Source organism: Coleofasciculus sp. FACHB-1120, assembly GCF_014698845.1.
GTDB lineage: Bacteria > Cyanobacteriota > Cyanobacteriia > Cyanobacteriales > FACHB-T130 > FACHB-T130.
On sequence record NZ_JACJTV010000029.1, the window covers coordinates 23,425 to 40,133 of the forward strand.

Here is a 16,709-nt window from a genome sequence, read left to right on the forward strand (position 1 = left end):
TAATTTTCAATTCTTTTACACTGCTTGCGGCTGAACCTGCGGCTGGAACTGGAACAACGAATAAACCACATTCCGGCGGATATCCGTCATCATGTCCAGAAACATCTCATACCCTTCCTGCTTGTACTCAATCAGGGGGTCTTTTTGACCGTAGCCGCGCAACCCTACCGATTCACGCAAGGCGTCCATTGCTTGTAGGTGTTCCCGCCAGAGGGTATCAATTTGCTGCAAGATAAAAAACCGCTCGGCTTGGCGCATCAAACCAGGCTGAATTTGATCGACGGTCGATTCTTTGAGGTCGTAGGCTTTTCGCACTTCTTCTTGCAAGAAAGTTTTGATTTCCCCAACGCTCATATCTTCTAGATGGGACGGCTCCAAATCTGCCAACAGATTGACAAATTCTTTCACCTTGGCAACAAGGCTGTTTAAATCCCATTCTTCCGAAGGTAATTCTGGATTGACGTAAGCCTCCACAATGTCATCCATTGTCCGCTCAGCATACTGAATCACCTGTTCTTTCAAATCTAGTCCTTCCAAGACGCGTCGGCGTTCAGCATAGATAGCGCGACGCTGGTTGTTCATCACCTCGTCGTACTCAAATACCTGCTTCCGGATGTCGTAGTAGTAGGTTTCGACTTTTTTCTGCGCCCCTTCCAGACTCCGGGTTAGCATCCCGGATTCAATGGGCATATCCTCCTCTACCCGCAATCGATCCATCAATCCCGCGACGCGATCACCACCAAAAATCCGCAACAGGTTGTCTTCCAAACTCAAGAAAAACTTCGTCGAGCCTGGGTCTCCCTGCCGTCCGGCGCGACCTCGCAACTGGTTGTCAATCCGGCGCGACTCGTGGCGTTCTGTGCCGATAACGTGTAAACCGCCCAACTGGATCACTTCTGCGTGTTCGGCGCTTGTAAATTGTTCGTACTCTTTGTGAATTAAGTTGTAAACCTCTCGCAGTCTTTGGATTACTGCGTCATCCGTCGGTGCTTTTTCTGAGGCAACGGCTAGCTTATCCTCTGCCTCCAACTCTGGCAGACTCCGCTCTCCATATCGCTGTACGGCAAAATCTACCGCACTTTTCAGTTTTTGTTCCGTATCCTTGGATAACTGAGTCGGGAAAATTTGCGGGCTAACCTTCCAGCTTTTCACCTTCTTTCCGGGAGTAAACCCCTGTGCGGGCGCACGTCCTGACCCTCCTGCCACCTGGCTTAAGGCAAAACTATCTTCTTCTTCCGGCTGCACAATCTTGGGCATCAAGTATTCCCGCAACTTCAGGCGTGCCATATAGTCCGCATTCCCGCCCAAAATGATGTCGGTTCCGCGACCCGCCATGTTCGTCGCAATCGTCACTTTTCCTTTGCGACCGGCTTGAGCGACGATTTCTGACTCCCGCTCTACATTTTCCGGTTTGGCATTCAGCAGATTGTGCGGCACTTCTCGCTCACTCAAAAGAGTTGACAGCAGTTCCGATTTTTCCACACTGGTTGTTCCGACAAGGACGGGTCGCCCTACTTTGTGCATTTCCGCACACTCTTCAGCGATCGCCCGCCACTTCCCTGCCTCTACCTTATAGACGACATCAGGCATATCCCCCCGTCCGCTCGGTCGATTGGTGGGAATTTGCGTAACTTCCAGTTTGTAGATTTTCTCAAACTCGGCTTCTTCTGTCTTTGCCGTTCCGGTCATCCCGCCGAGCTTTTCATACAGCAAGAAGAAATTTTGATAAGTAATCGTCGCGAGCGTTTGCGTTTCGTTCTGAATTTCTACCCGCTCTTTCGCCTCAATCGCTTGGTGGAGTCCGTCACTCCAGCGACGACCGGGGAGTACCCGCCCCGTAAACTCATCCACAATCACGACTTCCCCATCGCGGACGATATAGTTTACATCTTTTTTAAACAGCTCTTTTGCCTTAATCGCATTAAAGATATAGTGCGCCCAAGGATCGTTGGGGTCGTACAAATCCTTGACTTCCAGCAACTGTTCTGCTCTAGCAAACCCTTCATCCGTCATCAGAACGTTACGAGCTTTTTCATCTACCTCGTAATGCCCTTGCTTATTCCCGTCGCTCTCAACTTCCTTTTCCAGCGCCGACGCGATCGCTGCCGCCTTCAGGTACTTCTCAGTTGGACGCTCGACTTGCCCGGAAATAATCAGGGGCGTCCGCGCCTCGTCAATCAACACCGAGTCTACTTCGTCGATGATGCAATAGTTCGGTGGACGCTGTACCACATCCGCCATTGAGGTTGCCATGTTGTCGCGCAGGTAATCAAAACCTAGTTCGCTGTTCGTGGCATAAGTAATATCGCAGGCGTAATTTTTCTGGCGTTCGTTTGGCCCCATTCCCGATTGAATCAGTCCTACGCTCAAGCCCAAGAAGCGATGCACCTGGCCCATCCACTCGGCGTCGCGCCTCGCCAGGTAGTCGTTGACCGTGACTACGTGGACGCCCTTGCCAGTCAGGGCATTCAGGTAAGCCGGTAAGGTAGATACCAGGGTTTTTCCCTCCCCGGTTTTCATTTCGGCGATTTGACCTTTGTGCAGAACAATCCCACCGAGCATCTGCACGTCAAAGTGGCGCATTCCCAAAACTCTTCGCCCTGCTTCCCGCACGACTGCAAAAGCTTCTGGGAGCAACTCATCCAATAGTTCTTGGCGTTCCCGTGCTGTCTTGGTTTTCTCCAATCTCTGTTTAAATTCTGCCGTTTTGCCCGTCAGTTGTTCGTCGGACAGCGCTTGGATGTCTTCCTCCAAGAGGTTGATATCTACAACATAAGGTTGGTATTTTTTGAGCTTGCGTGCGTTGGGATCGCCTAGTAATTTTTTAAACATAGCAGCAAAAGGAGACTTTAGAAGGATGAAGGATGATAGCGATTCGCTGTCGCGTATAGCGGTGCTTTCTTCGCAGGATGAAGGATGAAGGATGAACTTAGGAGTCAGAAGTCAGAAGTCAGCGGAGAAGTCCTACTTTATTCATCTTTCTGACTTGCGGTTTTATGCCTTCAACGACCTTCGGCATTTATCAATCATCGTATCATTTCCACTTAGGCTGAGATGGTACGGGCATCCCGTCTAACTTTAGGGTGAGTTTTCCCATTCAGCGGTTAGATCACGGAAGTTGTATTGATTAGCGCCAGGGTGACAGGTGACACAACTGGAGAGTTTTACGGGCTGGGGCAGTTCGACGCGAGGATGAAGTGCTTTTAAATAGCGAGATTCTGTAACCCGATAGGGCACGTTTTCTTTTTCTAGTTGGGGGCGAGAGTAAGTCCGCACGTAATCCCAAATCAGTAAAAGCGAGGGAGTGATGATGCGCGGCAACTGCTTCCCGTAATGTTGGTGAGTCTCTTGCAGCAGATTTTTCCAGGTTTCCATCGGCAGAACGGCTGGGGGGACGGCAATGTGACAGGTGGAACAGTTATCCACGTAAAGTTGTTGTCCCAATTCGAGGCGACTGATAACGGGATCGACGGTGCCAATTGTTTCTGTCGCTGCACGATTTTCTGTGGCTGTTGACATTTGGGCGATAGGTACTTTGCTCTGAACGTCCATTGCCATTGCCATTCCCCAGCCCAAGATGATGCTCCAGACTAAGAGGAGCAAAAATAAAGTAAATAGCGATCGCTTGCGGATGCCCCTAGGCGCGGCTTCTCGCCCTGGGAAAGCGCGGGAGCGGGTTTTTGACCGGACAAGCTTTGGCATAATAACGGGTGCTTGGGTAATGGGTAATGGGTCGTGGGTTGTGGGTTGTGAGTTAATTCACCAACTACCTGCTACCGACTACCTACTACCAAAAGACAACTGACCAAGGACAAAAGTCTATGGAATCGGAATCGAGCGCAGCAGACGCTCCACAATCGTCTTAGCACGGCGACCGCCTGATGGAATGAGACGATGGGAAAGGACGTGAGGTGCCAGGAACTTCACATCATCGGGAATAGCATAATCCCGCCCTTCCAAAAAAGCCAGTGCTTGGGTACTTCGCTGCAAGGCAACTGTACCGCGAGGACTGGCACCCAGGGTAATTTCTTCATCTTCCCTAGTCGCCCGCACCAAATCGATAATGTACTGTTGCAAAGACGCCTCTACCTTCACCCCACCACACAGACGCCGTAACTCCAGCACGTCTTCTAGGGAAATACAGGGCTGTAAATCTTCTACCGTGACGCCTTTCGCAAGCCGTTGCAGCATTTGGAGTTCTTCTTGTTCGCTGGGATAGCCCAAAGTTAAGGAAACTGTGAAGCGATCCATTTGGGCTTCTGGCAAGGGAAACGTGCCCTGATACTCAATTGGGTTCTGAGTTGCGATCGCAAAAAACGGATTCGGTACGCTGCGAGAAACCCCATCGACGGTGACTTGTCGCTCTTCCATCACTTCTAATAAAGCTGATTGGGTGCGGGGCGTAGCGCGGTTAATTTCGTCTGCCAGCAGCACATTCGCAAACACAGGTCCCGGCAGAAATTCAAACTCGCGTCCGGCGGGATTCCAGATATTCGTGCCAGTGATATCAGTGGGCAAAAGATCCGGGGTACATTGAATGCGTTGAAACTTCCCATCAATCGAACGTGCCAGCGATTTAGCCAGCAGGGTTTTACCAACGCCAGGGACATCCTCCAAGAGGGCATGACCACCGGAAAGAAGTGCTACCAGCACTAAGCGAATGGCATCAGTTTTGCCGACAACCGTGCGACCCAGATTCTGCGTCAGCTGTTCAATACGTTGTCTCATAGTGGTTATTTTTGAGTCATTCGTCGGTAGTGAATTTATCCATTGTCCATTGTCCGCGAACAGTGACAATGACTAATGACGATTGAGTATGGACAAATAAAACTGCTTAGCTATTCACCCTTAAAAAGGCTCTTGCTGCCTCACAGTCTGCGTGTATTTGCGTCTTGAGGGCGTCTAGAGAAGCAAATTTTTGTTCGGGGCGCAAAAACTGTTCCAAACTCACAGTTAGGGTCTTTCCATATAAATCTCCGGCCCAATCTAACAAGTGAACTTCTACTGTGGAGGTGGTCCCGTCCACGGTGGGGCGATTGCCAATATTCATCACGCCGATGCCCTCTATTGGCAAGGAACAACCCTCCGCCGCTACTTTGGCTTCCCCATTCCCGGTTCCTGTTTGCCCGGTGGTTTCCGAATCATCTTCGGTTTCGCTATAAACTCTGACACAATAAACGCCCTGCCGGGGTAAAAACTTTTCTGAAGGAAGTTGCAGGTTGGCGGTAGGAAACCCAATGGTTCTGCCCAGTTGTTGCCCTTTCACGACGAAGCCGGTGAGCGTGTAAGGACGCCCTAATAGCCGGTTTGCCTGCGGTAAGTCTCCTTCTTGGAGGGCCTGACGGATGACTGAACTGCTAATCCGTTCGCCTTCACAGGTTTGCAACGGCACTAAGGTGACAGGAATGCCATAAGAGTGCGCGATCGCTTTTAAGTCCGCCCCTGTTCCGGTTCTTTGGCACCCAAAGCGAAAATCCTCTCCGACACTGACACTTTGCGCTCGGAGTTGTCGCACCAAAATCTTTTCTACAAACTGCTGCGGACTCAAATCAGCCAGTTCCCGATTAAACGGCAATAACACCAGCTGTTCCACACCCAATGCCTCTAGTTGTCTTACTTTTTCGGGTCGGGGTGTCAGCAGTCCTCGACGTTGACCTGTAAAAAACTCTCGCGGATGCGGGTTAAACGTCACAACTGTAGCGAGGGGATGTTCATCTGAACTGAGGATTTTCGTCTCAGGCGACCGTTCCGTATCCTGACTCTGGCTTTGCCAATGGTAGTTTAACCGCCGAGGAAGGGACGATGGAGGAAGCGTCGGTACACCCGGAGCGTCAGAAACCTTCAAAATCGGTTTGACGACCTGTTGATGCCCGCGATGCACACCGTCAAAGTTTCCCAAAGCAACAGCGGTTGGTTTTAGAGCAGTGTCAGGAGAAGAAGTTACCCACACGCTTTACATTTTTACATAGTTTAGTCGTTCATCATTAGTCATTAGGGATTAGCCCATGACCAATTTAGGCAGAAACCCCCGCTTCTTGGACAGCGATCGCATTTGGCAGATGATTCTGTGGCACTAGCTGAATTGACAGACCTTCTCGTGCCATCATCGCTTCGGGAAACTCTTGCGCCACCTGTTCGCCAATCCGGTCGAGAAAATCATCATTGTGCAACGGATCGTGGTGGAAGATCACCAGTTTTTTCACATTCGCGGCACGAGCCACTTTCACCGCTTCCTGCCAGGTCGAATGTCCCCAACCTACTTTAGAAGACTTGGGTGAGTCGTATTCCTCATCCGTGTAGGTAGCATCATAAATCAGGACATCGGCATTCCGAGCCAGCCACAAAACTTTTTCATCCATACGAGTCGGAGAATGTTCTGTATCGGTCACGTAGGCGGCAGCACACCCCCGCCAGTTGACACGGTAGCCCACAGCTTCCCCAGGATGATTCAACAGGGCATTTTCGACTGTAATTTCTCCAATCTGTACCTTTTGCCCGATTGGTAAATCGTAGAATTTCAAATCGGCTCCCATGATTTGTAAGGGCACGGGAAAATTTGGGTGGAGCATTTGGTCGCGCAGGCGCTGCTCAATCGTCGAACCGTTCGGAGCAACGGTTCCATGAATATGAAAGCAATTCCCCTTAATAAAAGCAGGAACAAAGAAAGGAAACCCTTGAATGTGGTCCCAGTGGGAGTGGGTGAAGAACATATAAGCTTCCACCGGCATTTGAGATAGCAGGGATTGCCCTAACACTCGCAGGCCAGTGCCGCCATCGAAAATCAGGCGTTCACCACCCACTCTCATCTCAACACAAGGCGTATTGCCTCCATACCGGACTGTCTCCGGTCCTGGACAGGCGATACTTCCTCTTACTCCCCAAAAGTGAATTGTGAATAGGTCTTTCATGCTAGACATGGGTGTTGCCTGTAGGATTCCGATCGCAGTTCATCAAAAAGGTTTTACTGATTGTTCATATAGTTTGTGCCAGAAGCCTGCGCGATATAGCGATCGTGCCTGCTTGAGGACAGTCCAGCCAATCTCAAAAAGCCTCGGTTGCCAAACCCGGCTCAACAATTCAGCTGCTGACGTACTAGAGAGTGATCCGGCAGAAGACCCTATTCTTCTATTTGAGTATGACTCAAAACTTCTCCCTAGCATGATTGAAGATACCGCTTTGGCAAGCGTTTCTTAAGGAAACTTTTTAGGTTGCGCTACTGCCTCTGGTAGGACACGCATCCGAACTAGGAGGGCGCTAGCTTTTTGATTAATTTAAAAAGCTTAGCAGTTTAGTTGTAAAAACGTCTGGCACTTGTGCAACAGTAATCTGTGATCTAGCTCACCTCAAAATATAAATAAGTCGCTAGACAACAGAACTTGTCTTGTGTAGACCGAAGAAGTTGCACACCTGGAAAGCAAAATTTCCTAAGAGGAGTGGTCTGCCTCTTCCTCTCTATATGGATCTTACCAAGTCTTAGCCTGGATTGCCTGACGCTTAGTTGAGAGCAACTTCTCTAGTTAGCGTTGACTTGGAAGCACAACGATCTCCTGAACTGGTTGCCCACAGATAGATTGAGGGTAGCCCTTGGGAATGGTACCCATCAATTCAAAGCAAAATTCAAAGCAAAATATCAGAGCCATCAAATCAAGCGCTTCTTGCGACGGGCACTTTTTGCATATTTGCAACGGGCACTATGGCGCTCAGACGCTTTTATCAGTAAACTCCTCCACTTCTAGCGGGGTATCCAGCTCATTGCTGAGATTGCTTTAACAAGATTGCTTAAGTTGATGGGCAGACTGATAAACAGACTCATGGGCAGACTATCGCCCTCTGTTAAGTTCATACCTCTGGAGGGGCGAACAATTATTCGTCCTCTTAAGAAACACATTCATCGGTTGCGGATGAATGTGTTTCTTAGGAGTTGTCCGATATAACACCCTTGCAGGGAATGGCAGAGAGAACCGCTATCATGACGCTGTCTCATTCCATTTTAGATTTTGGATTTCAGATTTGGGATAGCACAAGTCTTGCCAGTAGGGACTTTCGGGAATTTATGTATGGCGATATTAAGGTGAGGTGACATTAAGGTGCAATGGTCTCACAACTTGCTTTAAGCGTTGTTTATTTTATCTAAACCTAATGCCGTATAGCAGCAGTGTCGCTTCAGCGATTCGCACGCTCACCCTTAAGTAGGCTGTCTACCCTCGGTAAATACTCAAAGCAAGCAGGATTTATTTCGCGACAAGCTAAATAAATCCGTATTAATATCAGTGCCAAAAGATATTTACTTATGAATTCGGTATTGGATTAATCCGCCCAAAATACTTAACCTCGTGTTCTTACTCGGTAAATACTTAAAAAAACTTTGATGTTATTTCTTTTAGCAAAATAAGCGCGTGGTTTTGCTGAAGGCATTACACCAGTAAATGTGAAACACTTAATAGTAAAGCTCGGTTTTTTAGAAGACTTACAAAAATAAAAATCTGGCTGTCAATCGCCTGGATAGCTTGCCAGCATAGTTTCCTAGCTTTGAAGAGCGGGTTTAATCGCGGTGAAATTTATAAGTAAGTGCCTAGTCAAATGCCGCAATTCGAGCAATAAATCAATCTAGCATTGGCTTTAAATGAAGATATAAAGAAGTTTTAAATAATCGATGGACAAGCACAAAAATACTCTCTACAGTAGAAGTTACGGCAAAGGAAATATGATTAGTTTTCAGAAAAGTCAGGGGAAATCTACAGTTTCAAGGCATTTCATTGATGTTTAAACATCCTGTGATATATAACCTTGCACTGTAGTGCAAAGATCGCAGATTCCATAGCGCAACTTCAGTTCACTCTTAAATTGGTAAAGGTTTTAATTACAATGAAAAGGACAATCCCGACTCTACTTGGTTATTCCTTCTTGGCTGCTGGTGTTGCGATCGCATCTTCTGCATTTTCTTCAGCCCATGCTGCCTCAATGACTTTTAGCGCCTCTCCCTTCACAGGTTCTAATGCTCTGGTCAACTTTACGTTGGATGACTCCATAGCAGGTGCAGGCAACGTTCAGTTTAAAATTGAGGTTGACACGAAGGTATCGTTTGCCGACCTACGTGGAGTCTTCTTCAACATTCTTGATAACTCGCTCCTAAGTGGTCTGAGCGTAGTTGGTCAGAACCAAACAGGTAAAAACCAATTAATAACCACGACTGCCTATAACACCAGCGGCAACCTTAGCACTGTTGGTCAAGCTAATTTGAATGGCGATGGAGGCAATCACTCATTTGAATTTGGCATAGAAATTGGTGACACAGGTTTAAAGGGCGGTAAGGACGACTTTCAAACGGCCGTTTTTACCCTGTCCCATGCCACAACAGCTTTAACCCTCGCTCAGTTTTACGGTCAGGACTTCGGAGTGCGCGTGATGAGCGTAGGAACTAGCAATAATGAAAAATCTCGTGAGGGAAGCAGCAAACTAATCGCAACAGCTCCACCAGCCCCAGCGCCTGCTCCAGCCCCGGCACCCGCTCCAGCCCCGGCACCCGCTCCAGCCCCGGCACCAGCTCCGGCACCCGCACCCGCACCAGCTCCGGCACCAGCTCCGGCACCCGCACCAGCTCCAGCGCCCGCACCAGTTCCAGCGCCCGCACCAGCTCCAGCGCCCGCACCAGCTCCAGCACCCGCACCCGCACCAGCCCCAGAGCCAGCACCCGCACCAGCCCCGGCACCCGCACCAACACCCGGTGGCACCACCGGCGTCGATTACAGTAATGGCGGTAAGGAAATTGACTACGGTTCCGGCACTAGCGGTACCGGCGGTCCTCAAAGTAGCCCTAAACCAGTACCAGTACCCGAACCCGGTACAGTGGGCGCACTCATGCTGACAAGTTTTGCAGCCATGCGGTTTGGCAAAAGACGGAAGACAAGCGCACAGTAGCGTTAAGAGCTAGTTGAGCGACTGTTGTACCTCCCGTAGAGATACATATTTCCAAAAGAGCTTCTCACTGACGATAGGGTGAGGAGCTTTTCCTCAGGGTGAATCTACTTCGAGCTAAAAAATACTAATGCAATGCCTCTTTTAAAGTAGGACAGGCTTATGAAAATATCTGTTGAAGTCAAGGATATAAAAGTCAAACTTCTCTTAGCAGGGGGACATCAATACACTGTCTTTTTAAAATCAGACGCCCCTTTACTGGAAAATTTGGTAAAAACTGTTGTGGCTCGCTCTTACAAGCAAGAAAATGGTTTTTACGGGTTGTTCCAGATTCCAATCGATGAAGGTCACGCTTCTCTGTGTTTTCCAAGCGAACATTTGATTGGTCTAGTTACTGAACCCTCTGTTTTTGTAATGCAAGAGGAACTTAAACCTCAACCAACGGATGTTTTAGCTTCTCCCTACGTGCAAATTGACAATTTTCTGACCCAAGAGGAACAAAAACAACTACTCAACTACGTCTTCCAACAAGAGTCAGCCTTTGTCCCTACCAGCATTTCAACCGATGCGACTGATTATCGTCGGTCTATGGCTCTCTACTCTTTCCCTGAGTTTTCAGAACGGATCGTCAATCGCCTGCGAGCAATTTTACCGGATATATTTAGCAAATTAGGGATTCTATCATTTCCTGCATCTCAAATTGAGACGCAATTAACCTCTCACAATGATGGAAATTACTACAAAGTTCACAATGATAATGGTAGCCCAGATACTGCTACCAGAGAATTAACCTATGTTTACTACTTTTACCAGGAACCAAAACTTTTCTCTGGTGGAGAGCTACTAATTTACGACAGCAAGATTGAAAATAACTTTTACGTGAAGGCTGATTCCTTTAATACAGTTGAGCCTCGTAATAATAGCATTGTGCTTTTCCTCAGCCGCTATATGCATGAAGTCTTGCCTGTGAAATGTCCCTCAAAAGCCTTTGCAGATAGTCGCTTTACGATTAACGGATGGGTTCGACGTTGATATTTTTGCGCCTTCAGCCAGATTTTCTTTCTCTAACTTTAGTGCTAAGCAATATTAAACAGCTATTTTTCCCTTAAGGATTGATTTCTGGGAAACTTCCACAATAAGCTCTCCGCTTTGATTAAGCGGGGAGCTTTTTAGGGTGGAGCGGGACTTCCGGTGTGGGACGTGCTAACTAAGCGAACTAAGATTTTCAGTCAACTTTACTCGGAAAACAAAATATAGATGGGTTTGACTAGACTAAGATCAAGAAAAATTACTTAATATTTGAGGACAAGATGGCTCCTAAAGTGGAAATTTATACCTGGAGCAGCTGCCCCTTCTGCATCCGTGCCAAGGCTTTGCTCGATAAAAAAGGGGTTGATTATATCGAATACGGCATTGATGGGGATGAGGCGGCACGGGCGGAGATGGCAAAACGCTCAAATGGGCGGCGTTCCGTACCTCAAGTTTTTATCAACGATCGGCATATTGGGGGTTGCGATGATACCTATGCGCTAGAAGCTCAAGGCAAGCTCGATCCACTCCTACAATCAGCCTAGTCATTCGTCATTCGTTATTCGTCCTGAGTCACTGTTTGCGGACAACGGACAGCGAACAACGGACAATGGACAAAAGACAAAAAGCTGATAGCTAACATGAAACTTGCTTTTATTATTGACCCCATCGAACGCCTAGATCCCGGTCACGATACCAGTGTGGCGCTGATGGAAGCAGCACAAGCGCTGGGACATGAAGTTTGGATTACTCAGGCGAATTTATTGAGTGTGGGGGATGGCAAGGCTTGGGCGTTGCTGGAGCCGGTGCAACTGACGCCAGTGCAGTTGGTAGAAGGACGCTGGGTGGCAGAGTCGCGATGGTTTTCTGTAGGCGATCGCGTCTTGCAACCGCTGGAGGCAATGGACGCGGTTTTCATGCGAACCGATCCGCCAGTGACCGTTCCTTACCTCTACGCCACCTATATTCTGGACTATATCGATCCAGCGAAAACATTAGTAATCAACGCCCCCAATGGGCTGCGGGCGGCAAACGAGAAAATGTACGCACTCCAGTTTAAGGAGGCGATTCCGGAAACGATTGTCAGTGCGGATAAACAGGTGATCCGCCAGTTTCTGGAGGCAAAAGGGGCGGCGATCCTGAAGCCGTTGGGAAATAAGGCGGGGGAAGGTATTTTATTTTTAGATCCGAGCGATCGCAACTTTAATTCCCTAATAGAACTCAGTACCCTTCAAGCACGAGTTCCGGTGATGGTGCAAACTTACTTACCCGCCGCTAAAGAGGGAGACAAGCGAATTATCTTGCTCAATGGCGAACCGATTGGATCTGTGAATCGCATTCCTACAGGCAAGGAATTTCGCGGCAATATGGCAGTCGGGGGTAGAGTGGCTCAGACAGAAATTACCCAACGAGAGCGCGAAATCTGCGCCCAACTGGCTCCTACACTGCAACGGGATGGTTTAATTTTTGTCGGGATTGATGTCATTGGCGGCTACCTCACGGAAGTGAATGTCACCAGTCCTACTGGCATCCGAGAAATTGACCGACTTGATGGCACCCGTCTCGGCTATCAAGTGATTGAATGGGTGGAAAAGTTTAGATCGGAAAACCCTGCATGACATTCAGCAATTCAGCCCAAGCATCGAACCCGATTGGCGTGGCAGTGGTAGGGACTGGATTTGGTCAGAAAATCCACATCCCAGGATTCCAGGCACATCCGCGTACTCAGGTGGTTGCCGTTTACAACCGGGATTTGGATAAAGCGAGAGCGATCGCTTCTGCCCAGAATATTCCCCACGCTTGCGACACCCTAGAAGAAATCGTCGCCTTACCGGATGTCGCCGCTGTCAGTATTTCAACGCCGCCCTTTTTGCACTATGAAATGGCAAAGACGGTGTTGCAAGCGGGGAAGCATTTATTATTAGAAAAACCCACAGCCCTGTCTGCGACTGAAGCACGTCAGTTGTATCAGTTGGCGAAAGAAAACGGCGCGATCGCTACCCTCGATTTTGAATTTCGCTTTGTCCCTGCATGGCAGCGATTTGCGGAACTTTTAGCAGAAGGGTATGTGGGGCAACAGCGCCTGATCAAGATTGATTGGCTGGTGTCGAGTCGTGCCGATGCCACGCGCCCGTGGAACTGGTATTCTCGGAAAGACCAGGGAGGAGGAGCATTGGGAGCCGTCGGTTCTCACGCTTTTGATTACATTAGCTGGTTGTTTGCACCCGTGCGGCGACTGTGTGCCCAGCTGATTACAGGAATTTCTGTTCGTCCAGACTCTAACACGGGTGAAATGAAGCCGGTGGATGCGGATGATACGTGTATGCTGATGCTGGAACTGGCAGATGGGACGCCTTGCCAACTGTGTATCAGTTCGGTAGTCTATGCATCACGGACGCACGGGATTGAAGTCTATGGCGATCACGGTACGTTAGTCTTGGGCAGTGAAAATCAGAAAGACTACGTACATGGTTTTCGCCTCTGGGCTGCACCTGCGGGTAAACCTCTGGCTGAGTTAGAAATTCCGCATCGGCTGGCGTTTCCCCAAACCTATACGGATGGGCGTCTGGCACCTTTTATCCGAGTTGTAGACAACTGGGTGCAGGCAATTGACGCCGGGAAAGCGATCGCGCCATCCCTCCAAGAAGGAGTTTATTCCCAGCTGTTGATGGATTTAGCCCATGAATCCCATCAGACGGGTTGCTGGGTGGATGTGCCAAGTTTGGACACTTTCCTTGCCAGTCGCTTATCGTGACAGTCAAAATACGCCCACACCTTTTAGGGTGCGGGCGTGTATTTGCAATTCAGGGGATGCTCCCGTTCAACTTTGGCATTTTACTCGCGGCTGAGTTAGATTAAAACATCTTTTCAACCGCTTTTCCTCAGGGTGGCAAGCAATGTTACCTGTCGCAGTTTTCGTCTGTCTCGGCTGGATCGTGTCTGTTTGTATACACGAATTTGGTCATGCGGTGGTTGCCTATTGGGGCGGGGATACGTCCGTTAAAGATAAGGGGTATTTGACCCTGAACCCGCTCAAATATACCGATCCAACCTTGAGTTTGGTTCTGCCCGTCGTCTTTCTTCTCATCGGTGGGATTGCGTTACCGGGTGCCGCAGTTTACATCAATCAAAGCCAATTACGCAATCGTTGGTGGAAAAGTGCTGTCTCCGCAGCGGGTCCCATCGCTAGTGTAATCGTAACTTTATTGCTCACAATTCCCTTTTGGCTGGGTTGGGTGACGCCATTCAGCGAACACTGGATTGGCCCAGCTTTAGCATTTCTAATTATTCTACAAATCTCCGTTATTCAGTTCAACTTGCTGCCAATTCCACCGCTTGATGGTTATGGCATCATCGAGCCGTGGTTGCCCAATCAAACTCAGATTAAACTGAGAAAGTTGAGTAAATATGGGATTATTGCTCTCTTCCTTCTGCTCTCATTCGTACAACCGATAAATGAGCTTTTTTGGAAATCAGCTTTTACAATTGCCACGCTGCTTGATATCCCAATGGAGATGGTATGGAAGGGATACGCATCTTTTAAAGCAGATTCTGGCATTTTATTAGTAGCAGCAATTGGTGTTTTTTTACTAATTCGTAGGGTGCTGAGTCCGCATCACGCTTGTTACGAAAAAGGTGATAAATTACTCAAATCGCAACAGTACGAAGAAGCGATCGCTTCCTATGATAAAGCCATTCAACTAAAACACAATTTTGGGGAAGCGTGGCACCATCGAGCCTGGGCGTTAGGAAGTCTACAACAGTATAAAGAAGCGATCGCTTCTTACGAACAAGCAATTGTCATCAAACCTGATAACCCGGCTATCTGGACTGATTGGAGTGGGGCACTCGCTGCATTGCAACGGTACGAAGAAGCGATCGCCTGTTGTGACAGAGCCATCGAAATCAATCCTCACTACCCTTATGCTTGGTATAACAAAGCTTGCTTCTGTGCCCTACAAGGCGAAGCGACTTTAGCGATTGATTCTCTAGAACAGGCAATTAACCTCGATACCAATACATTTAAAACCTATGCCAAAAACGAATCAAGTTTTTATCAAATTCGGCAAGATGAGCGGTTTAAAAAAGTGATTGGTGAATTGTAGCTAGTAGGATAATAGCCATTGCCTACCTTCTTTCTAACGAATGAGCCGCTAAAAATGATCTGGCATCCACGGTTCGGGACTTGCAAAGATTAGCATAGCGGTCGATAAAGACTCGGCACTTCCTTCAATTTTACCAATTGTTTGTAGCTGATGAGCTGTCAGTAAACCTGTGAATAAAGGTGATAAGCCTCGCACATCCAATCGTAATTCACCCCGCCCTCCTCTTGTCACTTCACCGCGTCCGCTGGAAACTGACAAAACAAATTTTCCATTGTTATCGGGCAATACATTATCTTGAATTTCAAGATGCAATTCGGCTTCTAAACCAATCGGATAGCCGCGCATTGATAGTGCTTTTGGCACATCAACGACTCGCACCAACCATCGTTCTAAATGGGCAATTTTGTAAGTTTGTTCTGTGAGTAAAGACAAAAGCGGGTCTCCTGCCTGACCTTGCCAAATCACCTTGTCTGCGAGAGAACGGTGGTCGGCGAAGAAAGTCCACAGACGACGTGCTGCTGCTGGTGTTAATGCCACCATGTCTCTGACTGCAAGGTCATAGCTTTTCTCTCCCGTCTTTTGGCTGAAAATGACGTAACCCTCTGGTTTGTCTTCAAAGCCAATTCGGTAGGCGTAAATCACGTCTTCCGGGGACTCGACAATGCCTTGCCAAACAGCTTGGTGACGATCCAAGTTGCCGCTGGTAGCGATCGCTCGTTGGCGGTAGAGTTCGTGAAACACTTCATGCTGAGTTGCTTCCACGCGCTGCATCGGCAAAGTGCGCTCTTTTAGCAGAATCGTCTCTGTCGGCACCGCCAAGCGGCAATAGTTCCCAGCTTGTTCGTAACCTACTTTCCGATAAAGCGTACTGGTAGAGGCGTAGAGCGTCGATAGGGGAATTCCCTTCTCGTGGCACTCCTGGACAATATTGGTCATTAGCGCCGCTGCTACCCCTGTACCTCGATGCTCTGGCGCAATACCAACGGCTGCAATTCCGGCGATTGCTACGCGAGAACCTCCGAACCACTGACCCATGTGGAGAATGCCTAAGCCCCCAGCCATCTGTTCTCCTTGGCGGATGGCGCGAAAGTTCTCCAAACCAATCCGATTCAAATACATCTGCCAGCTATCTGGCGGTGAATTGAAGCACTGGGTTAGGATTTGCCCAAGCTGTTTAGCTTCTTCAGGGTTAGAAATCGAGCCGAATTCAAAGTTATTTGTCATATTAGGCTGCTAATTGCTGATTAATTTTTTTACGATCGGCCATAATTATCTGCGTCTGTGAAATCGAAGCGAACCGAAGGTTGTCCTTTGAGGACATCGCGTTCTGGATGAACTGCCTAAAACTTCATCCTATTCTCTGCCACGATGAGATTGAACTCACGCACCACCACCTCCCGATAGGTAGAATCGTGAGATAAGGATTGCATCGCCACCGCCATACCAATGCCTATCCCTCGTGTGCCTGCTAGCGATCGCAGTGAAATATTCGGCGTGTTTGCTGGTTTCGTAATCGCACCTTGCCCAATCAAAAGCATCAAACTGTAGCCGTCACAAGCATTAAAGCTAATAAAAATTGGCGTTTCATGCTTGAATCCTACAGAGCCAATTGAGGGGCACATTTATCATAGACTCAACCAGATGTTGCATCTTCTACCT

13 protein-coding genes are annotated in these 16,709 nt (G+C 48.4%); 6 read left to right on the forward strand and 7 right to left on the reverse strand.

Annotated features, from left to right (window positions below; translation table 11 throughout):
* Nucleotides 1–15 precede the first annotated feature (15 nt).
* The 5 genes from secA to H6H02_RS20955 form a co-directional block, all read right to left on the reverse strand.
* Nucleotides 16–2,832, reverse strand: coding sequence for a preprotein translocase subunit SecA (gene secA / locus H6H02_RS20935; protein WP_190821350.1), 2,817 nt, complete (start codon nucleotides 2,830–2,832; stop codon nucleotides 16–18).
* Nucleotides 2,833–3,078: 246 nt separating this feature from the next.
* The gene (locus H6H02_RS20940) at nucleotides 3,079–3,702 is read right to left on the reverse strand and encodes a diheme cytochrome C (protein WP_190821352.1); all 624 of its coding nucleotides are present in this window, start codon (nucleotides 3,700–3,702) and stop codon (nucleotides 3,079–3,081) included.
* A 117-nt stretch (nucleotides 3,703–3,819) separates the two neighbouring features.
* Nucleotides 3,820–4,728: a MoxR family ATPase gene (locus tag H6H02_RS20945; protein WP_190821355.1), complete on the reverse strand. Its 909-nt coding sequence runs from the start codon at nucleotides 4,726–4,728 to the stop codon at nucleotides 3,820–3,822.
* A 106-nt stretch (nucleotides 4,729–4,834) separates the two neighbouring features.
* Entirely contained in the window at nucleotides 4,835–5,950 is a 1,116-nt protein-coding gene (locus H6H02_RS20950) for a bifunctional riboflavin kinase/FAD synthetase (protein ID WP_190821357.1), read from the reverse strand.
* A 64-nt stretch (nucleotides 5,951–6,014) separates the two neighbouring features.
* Nucleotides 6,015–6,917 carry an MBL fold metallo-hydrolase gene (locus tag H6H02_RS20955; RefSeq protein ID WP_190821359.1) on the reverse strand — a complete coding sequence of 301 codons (903 nt, stop codon included), beginning with the start codon at nucleotides 6,915–6,917 and terminating at the stop codon, nucleotides 6,015–6,017.
* 1,948 nt (nucleotides 6,918–8,865) lie between these two features.
* On the opposite strand from H6H02_RS20955, the gene H6H02_RS26780 reads away from it, so the two are divergent.
* The 6 genes from H6H02_RS26780 to H6H02_RS20985 all read left to right on the forward strand — a co-directional run bounded on the left by H6H02_RS26780 (nucleotide 8,866) and on the right by H6H02_RS20985 (nucleotide 15,050).
* Nucleotides 8,866–9,918, forward strand: coding sequence for a PEP-CTERM sorting domain-containing protein (locus tag H6H02_RS26780; protein WP_199329412.1), 1,053 nt, complete (start codon nucleotides 8,866–8,868; stop codon nucleotides 9,916–9,918).
* Nucleotides 9,919–10,077: 159 nt separating this feature from the next.
* A complete protein-coding gene (locus H6H02_RS20965) occupies nucleotides 10,078–10,947 on the forward strand; it encodes a 2OG-Fe(II) oxygenase (RefSeq protein WP_190821361.1) in 870 nt (289 codons plus the stop codon).
* A 278-nt stretch (nucleotides 10,948–11,225) separates the two neighbouring features.
* Nucleotides 11,226–11,489 (forward strand): glutaredoxin 3, encoded by a 264-nt coding sequence (grxC, locus tag H6H02_RS20970; protein ID WP_190667338.1) that lies wholly within the window; start codon nucleotides 11,226–11,228, stop codon nucleotides 11,487–11,489.
* Between the two features lie 96 nt (nucleotides 11,490–11,585).
* The gene (gshB, locus tag H6H02_RS20975) at nucleotides 11,586–12,563 is read left to right on the forward strand and encodes a glutathione synthase (protein ID WP_190821363.1); all 978 of its coding nucleotides are present in this window, start codon (nucleotides 11,586–11,588) and stop codon (nucleotides 12,561–12,563) included.
* Nucleotides 12,560–13,699: a Gfo/Idh/MocA family oxidoreductase gene (locus H6H02_RS20980; protein WP_190821365.1), complete on the forward strand. Its 1,140-nt coding sequence runs from the start codon at nucleotides 12,560–12,562 to the stop codon at nucleotides 13,697–13,699. The genes gshB and H6H02_RS20980 overlap by 4 nt, the downstream gene beginning before the upstream one ends.
* 142 nt (nucleotides 13,700–13,841) lie before the next feature.
* A complete protein-coding gene (locus H6H02_RS20985) occupies nucleotides 13,842–15,050 on the forward strand; it encodes a tetratricopeptide repeat protein (protein WP_190821367.1) in 1,209 nt (402 codons plus the stop codon).
* Between the two features lie 48 nt (nucleotides 15,051–15,098).
* On the opposite strand, the gene H6H02_RS20990 is transcribed toward H6H02_RS20985, so the two are convergent.
* Both H6H02_RS20990 and H6H02_RS20995 read right to left on the reverse strand, forming a co-directional pair.
* Nucleotides 15,099–16,274, reverse strand: coding sequence for a GNAT family N-acetyltransferase (locus H6H02_RS20990; protein WP_190821369.1), 1,176 nt, complete (start codon nucleotides 16,272–16,274; stop codon nucleotides 15,099–15,101).
* A 116-nt stretch (nucleotides 16,275–16,390) separates the two neighbouring features.
* On the reverse strand, nucleotides 16,391–16,672 hold the full coding sequence (locus tag H6H02_RS20995) for an endo-1,4-beta-xylanase (protein ID WP_190821371.1): 282 nt from the start codon (nucleotides 16,670–16,672) through the stop codon (nucleotides 16,391–16,393).
* Nucleotides 16,673–16,709 lie beyond the last annotated feature (37 nt).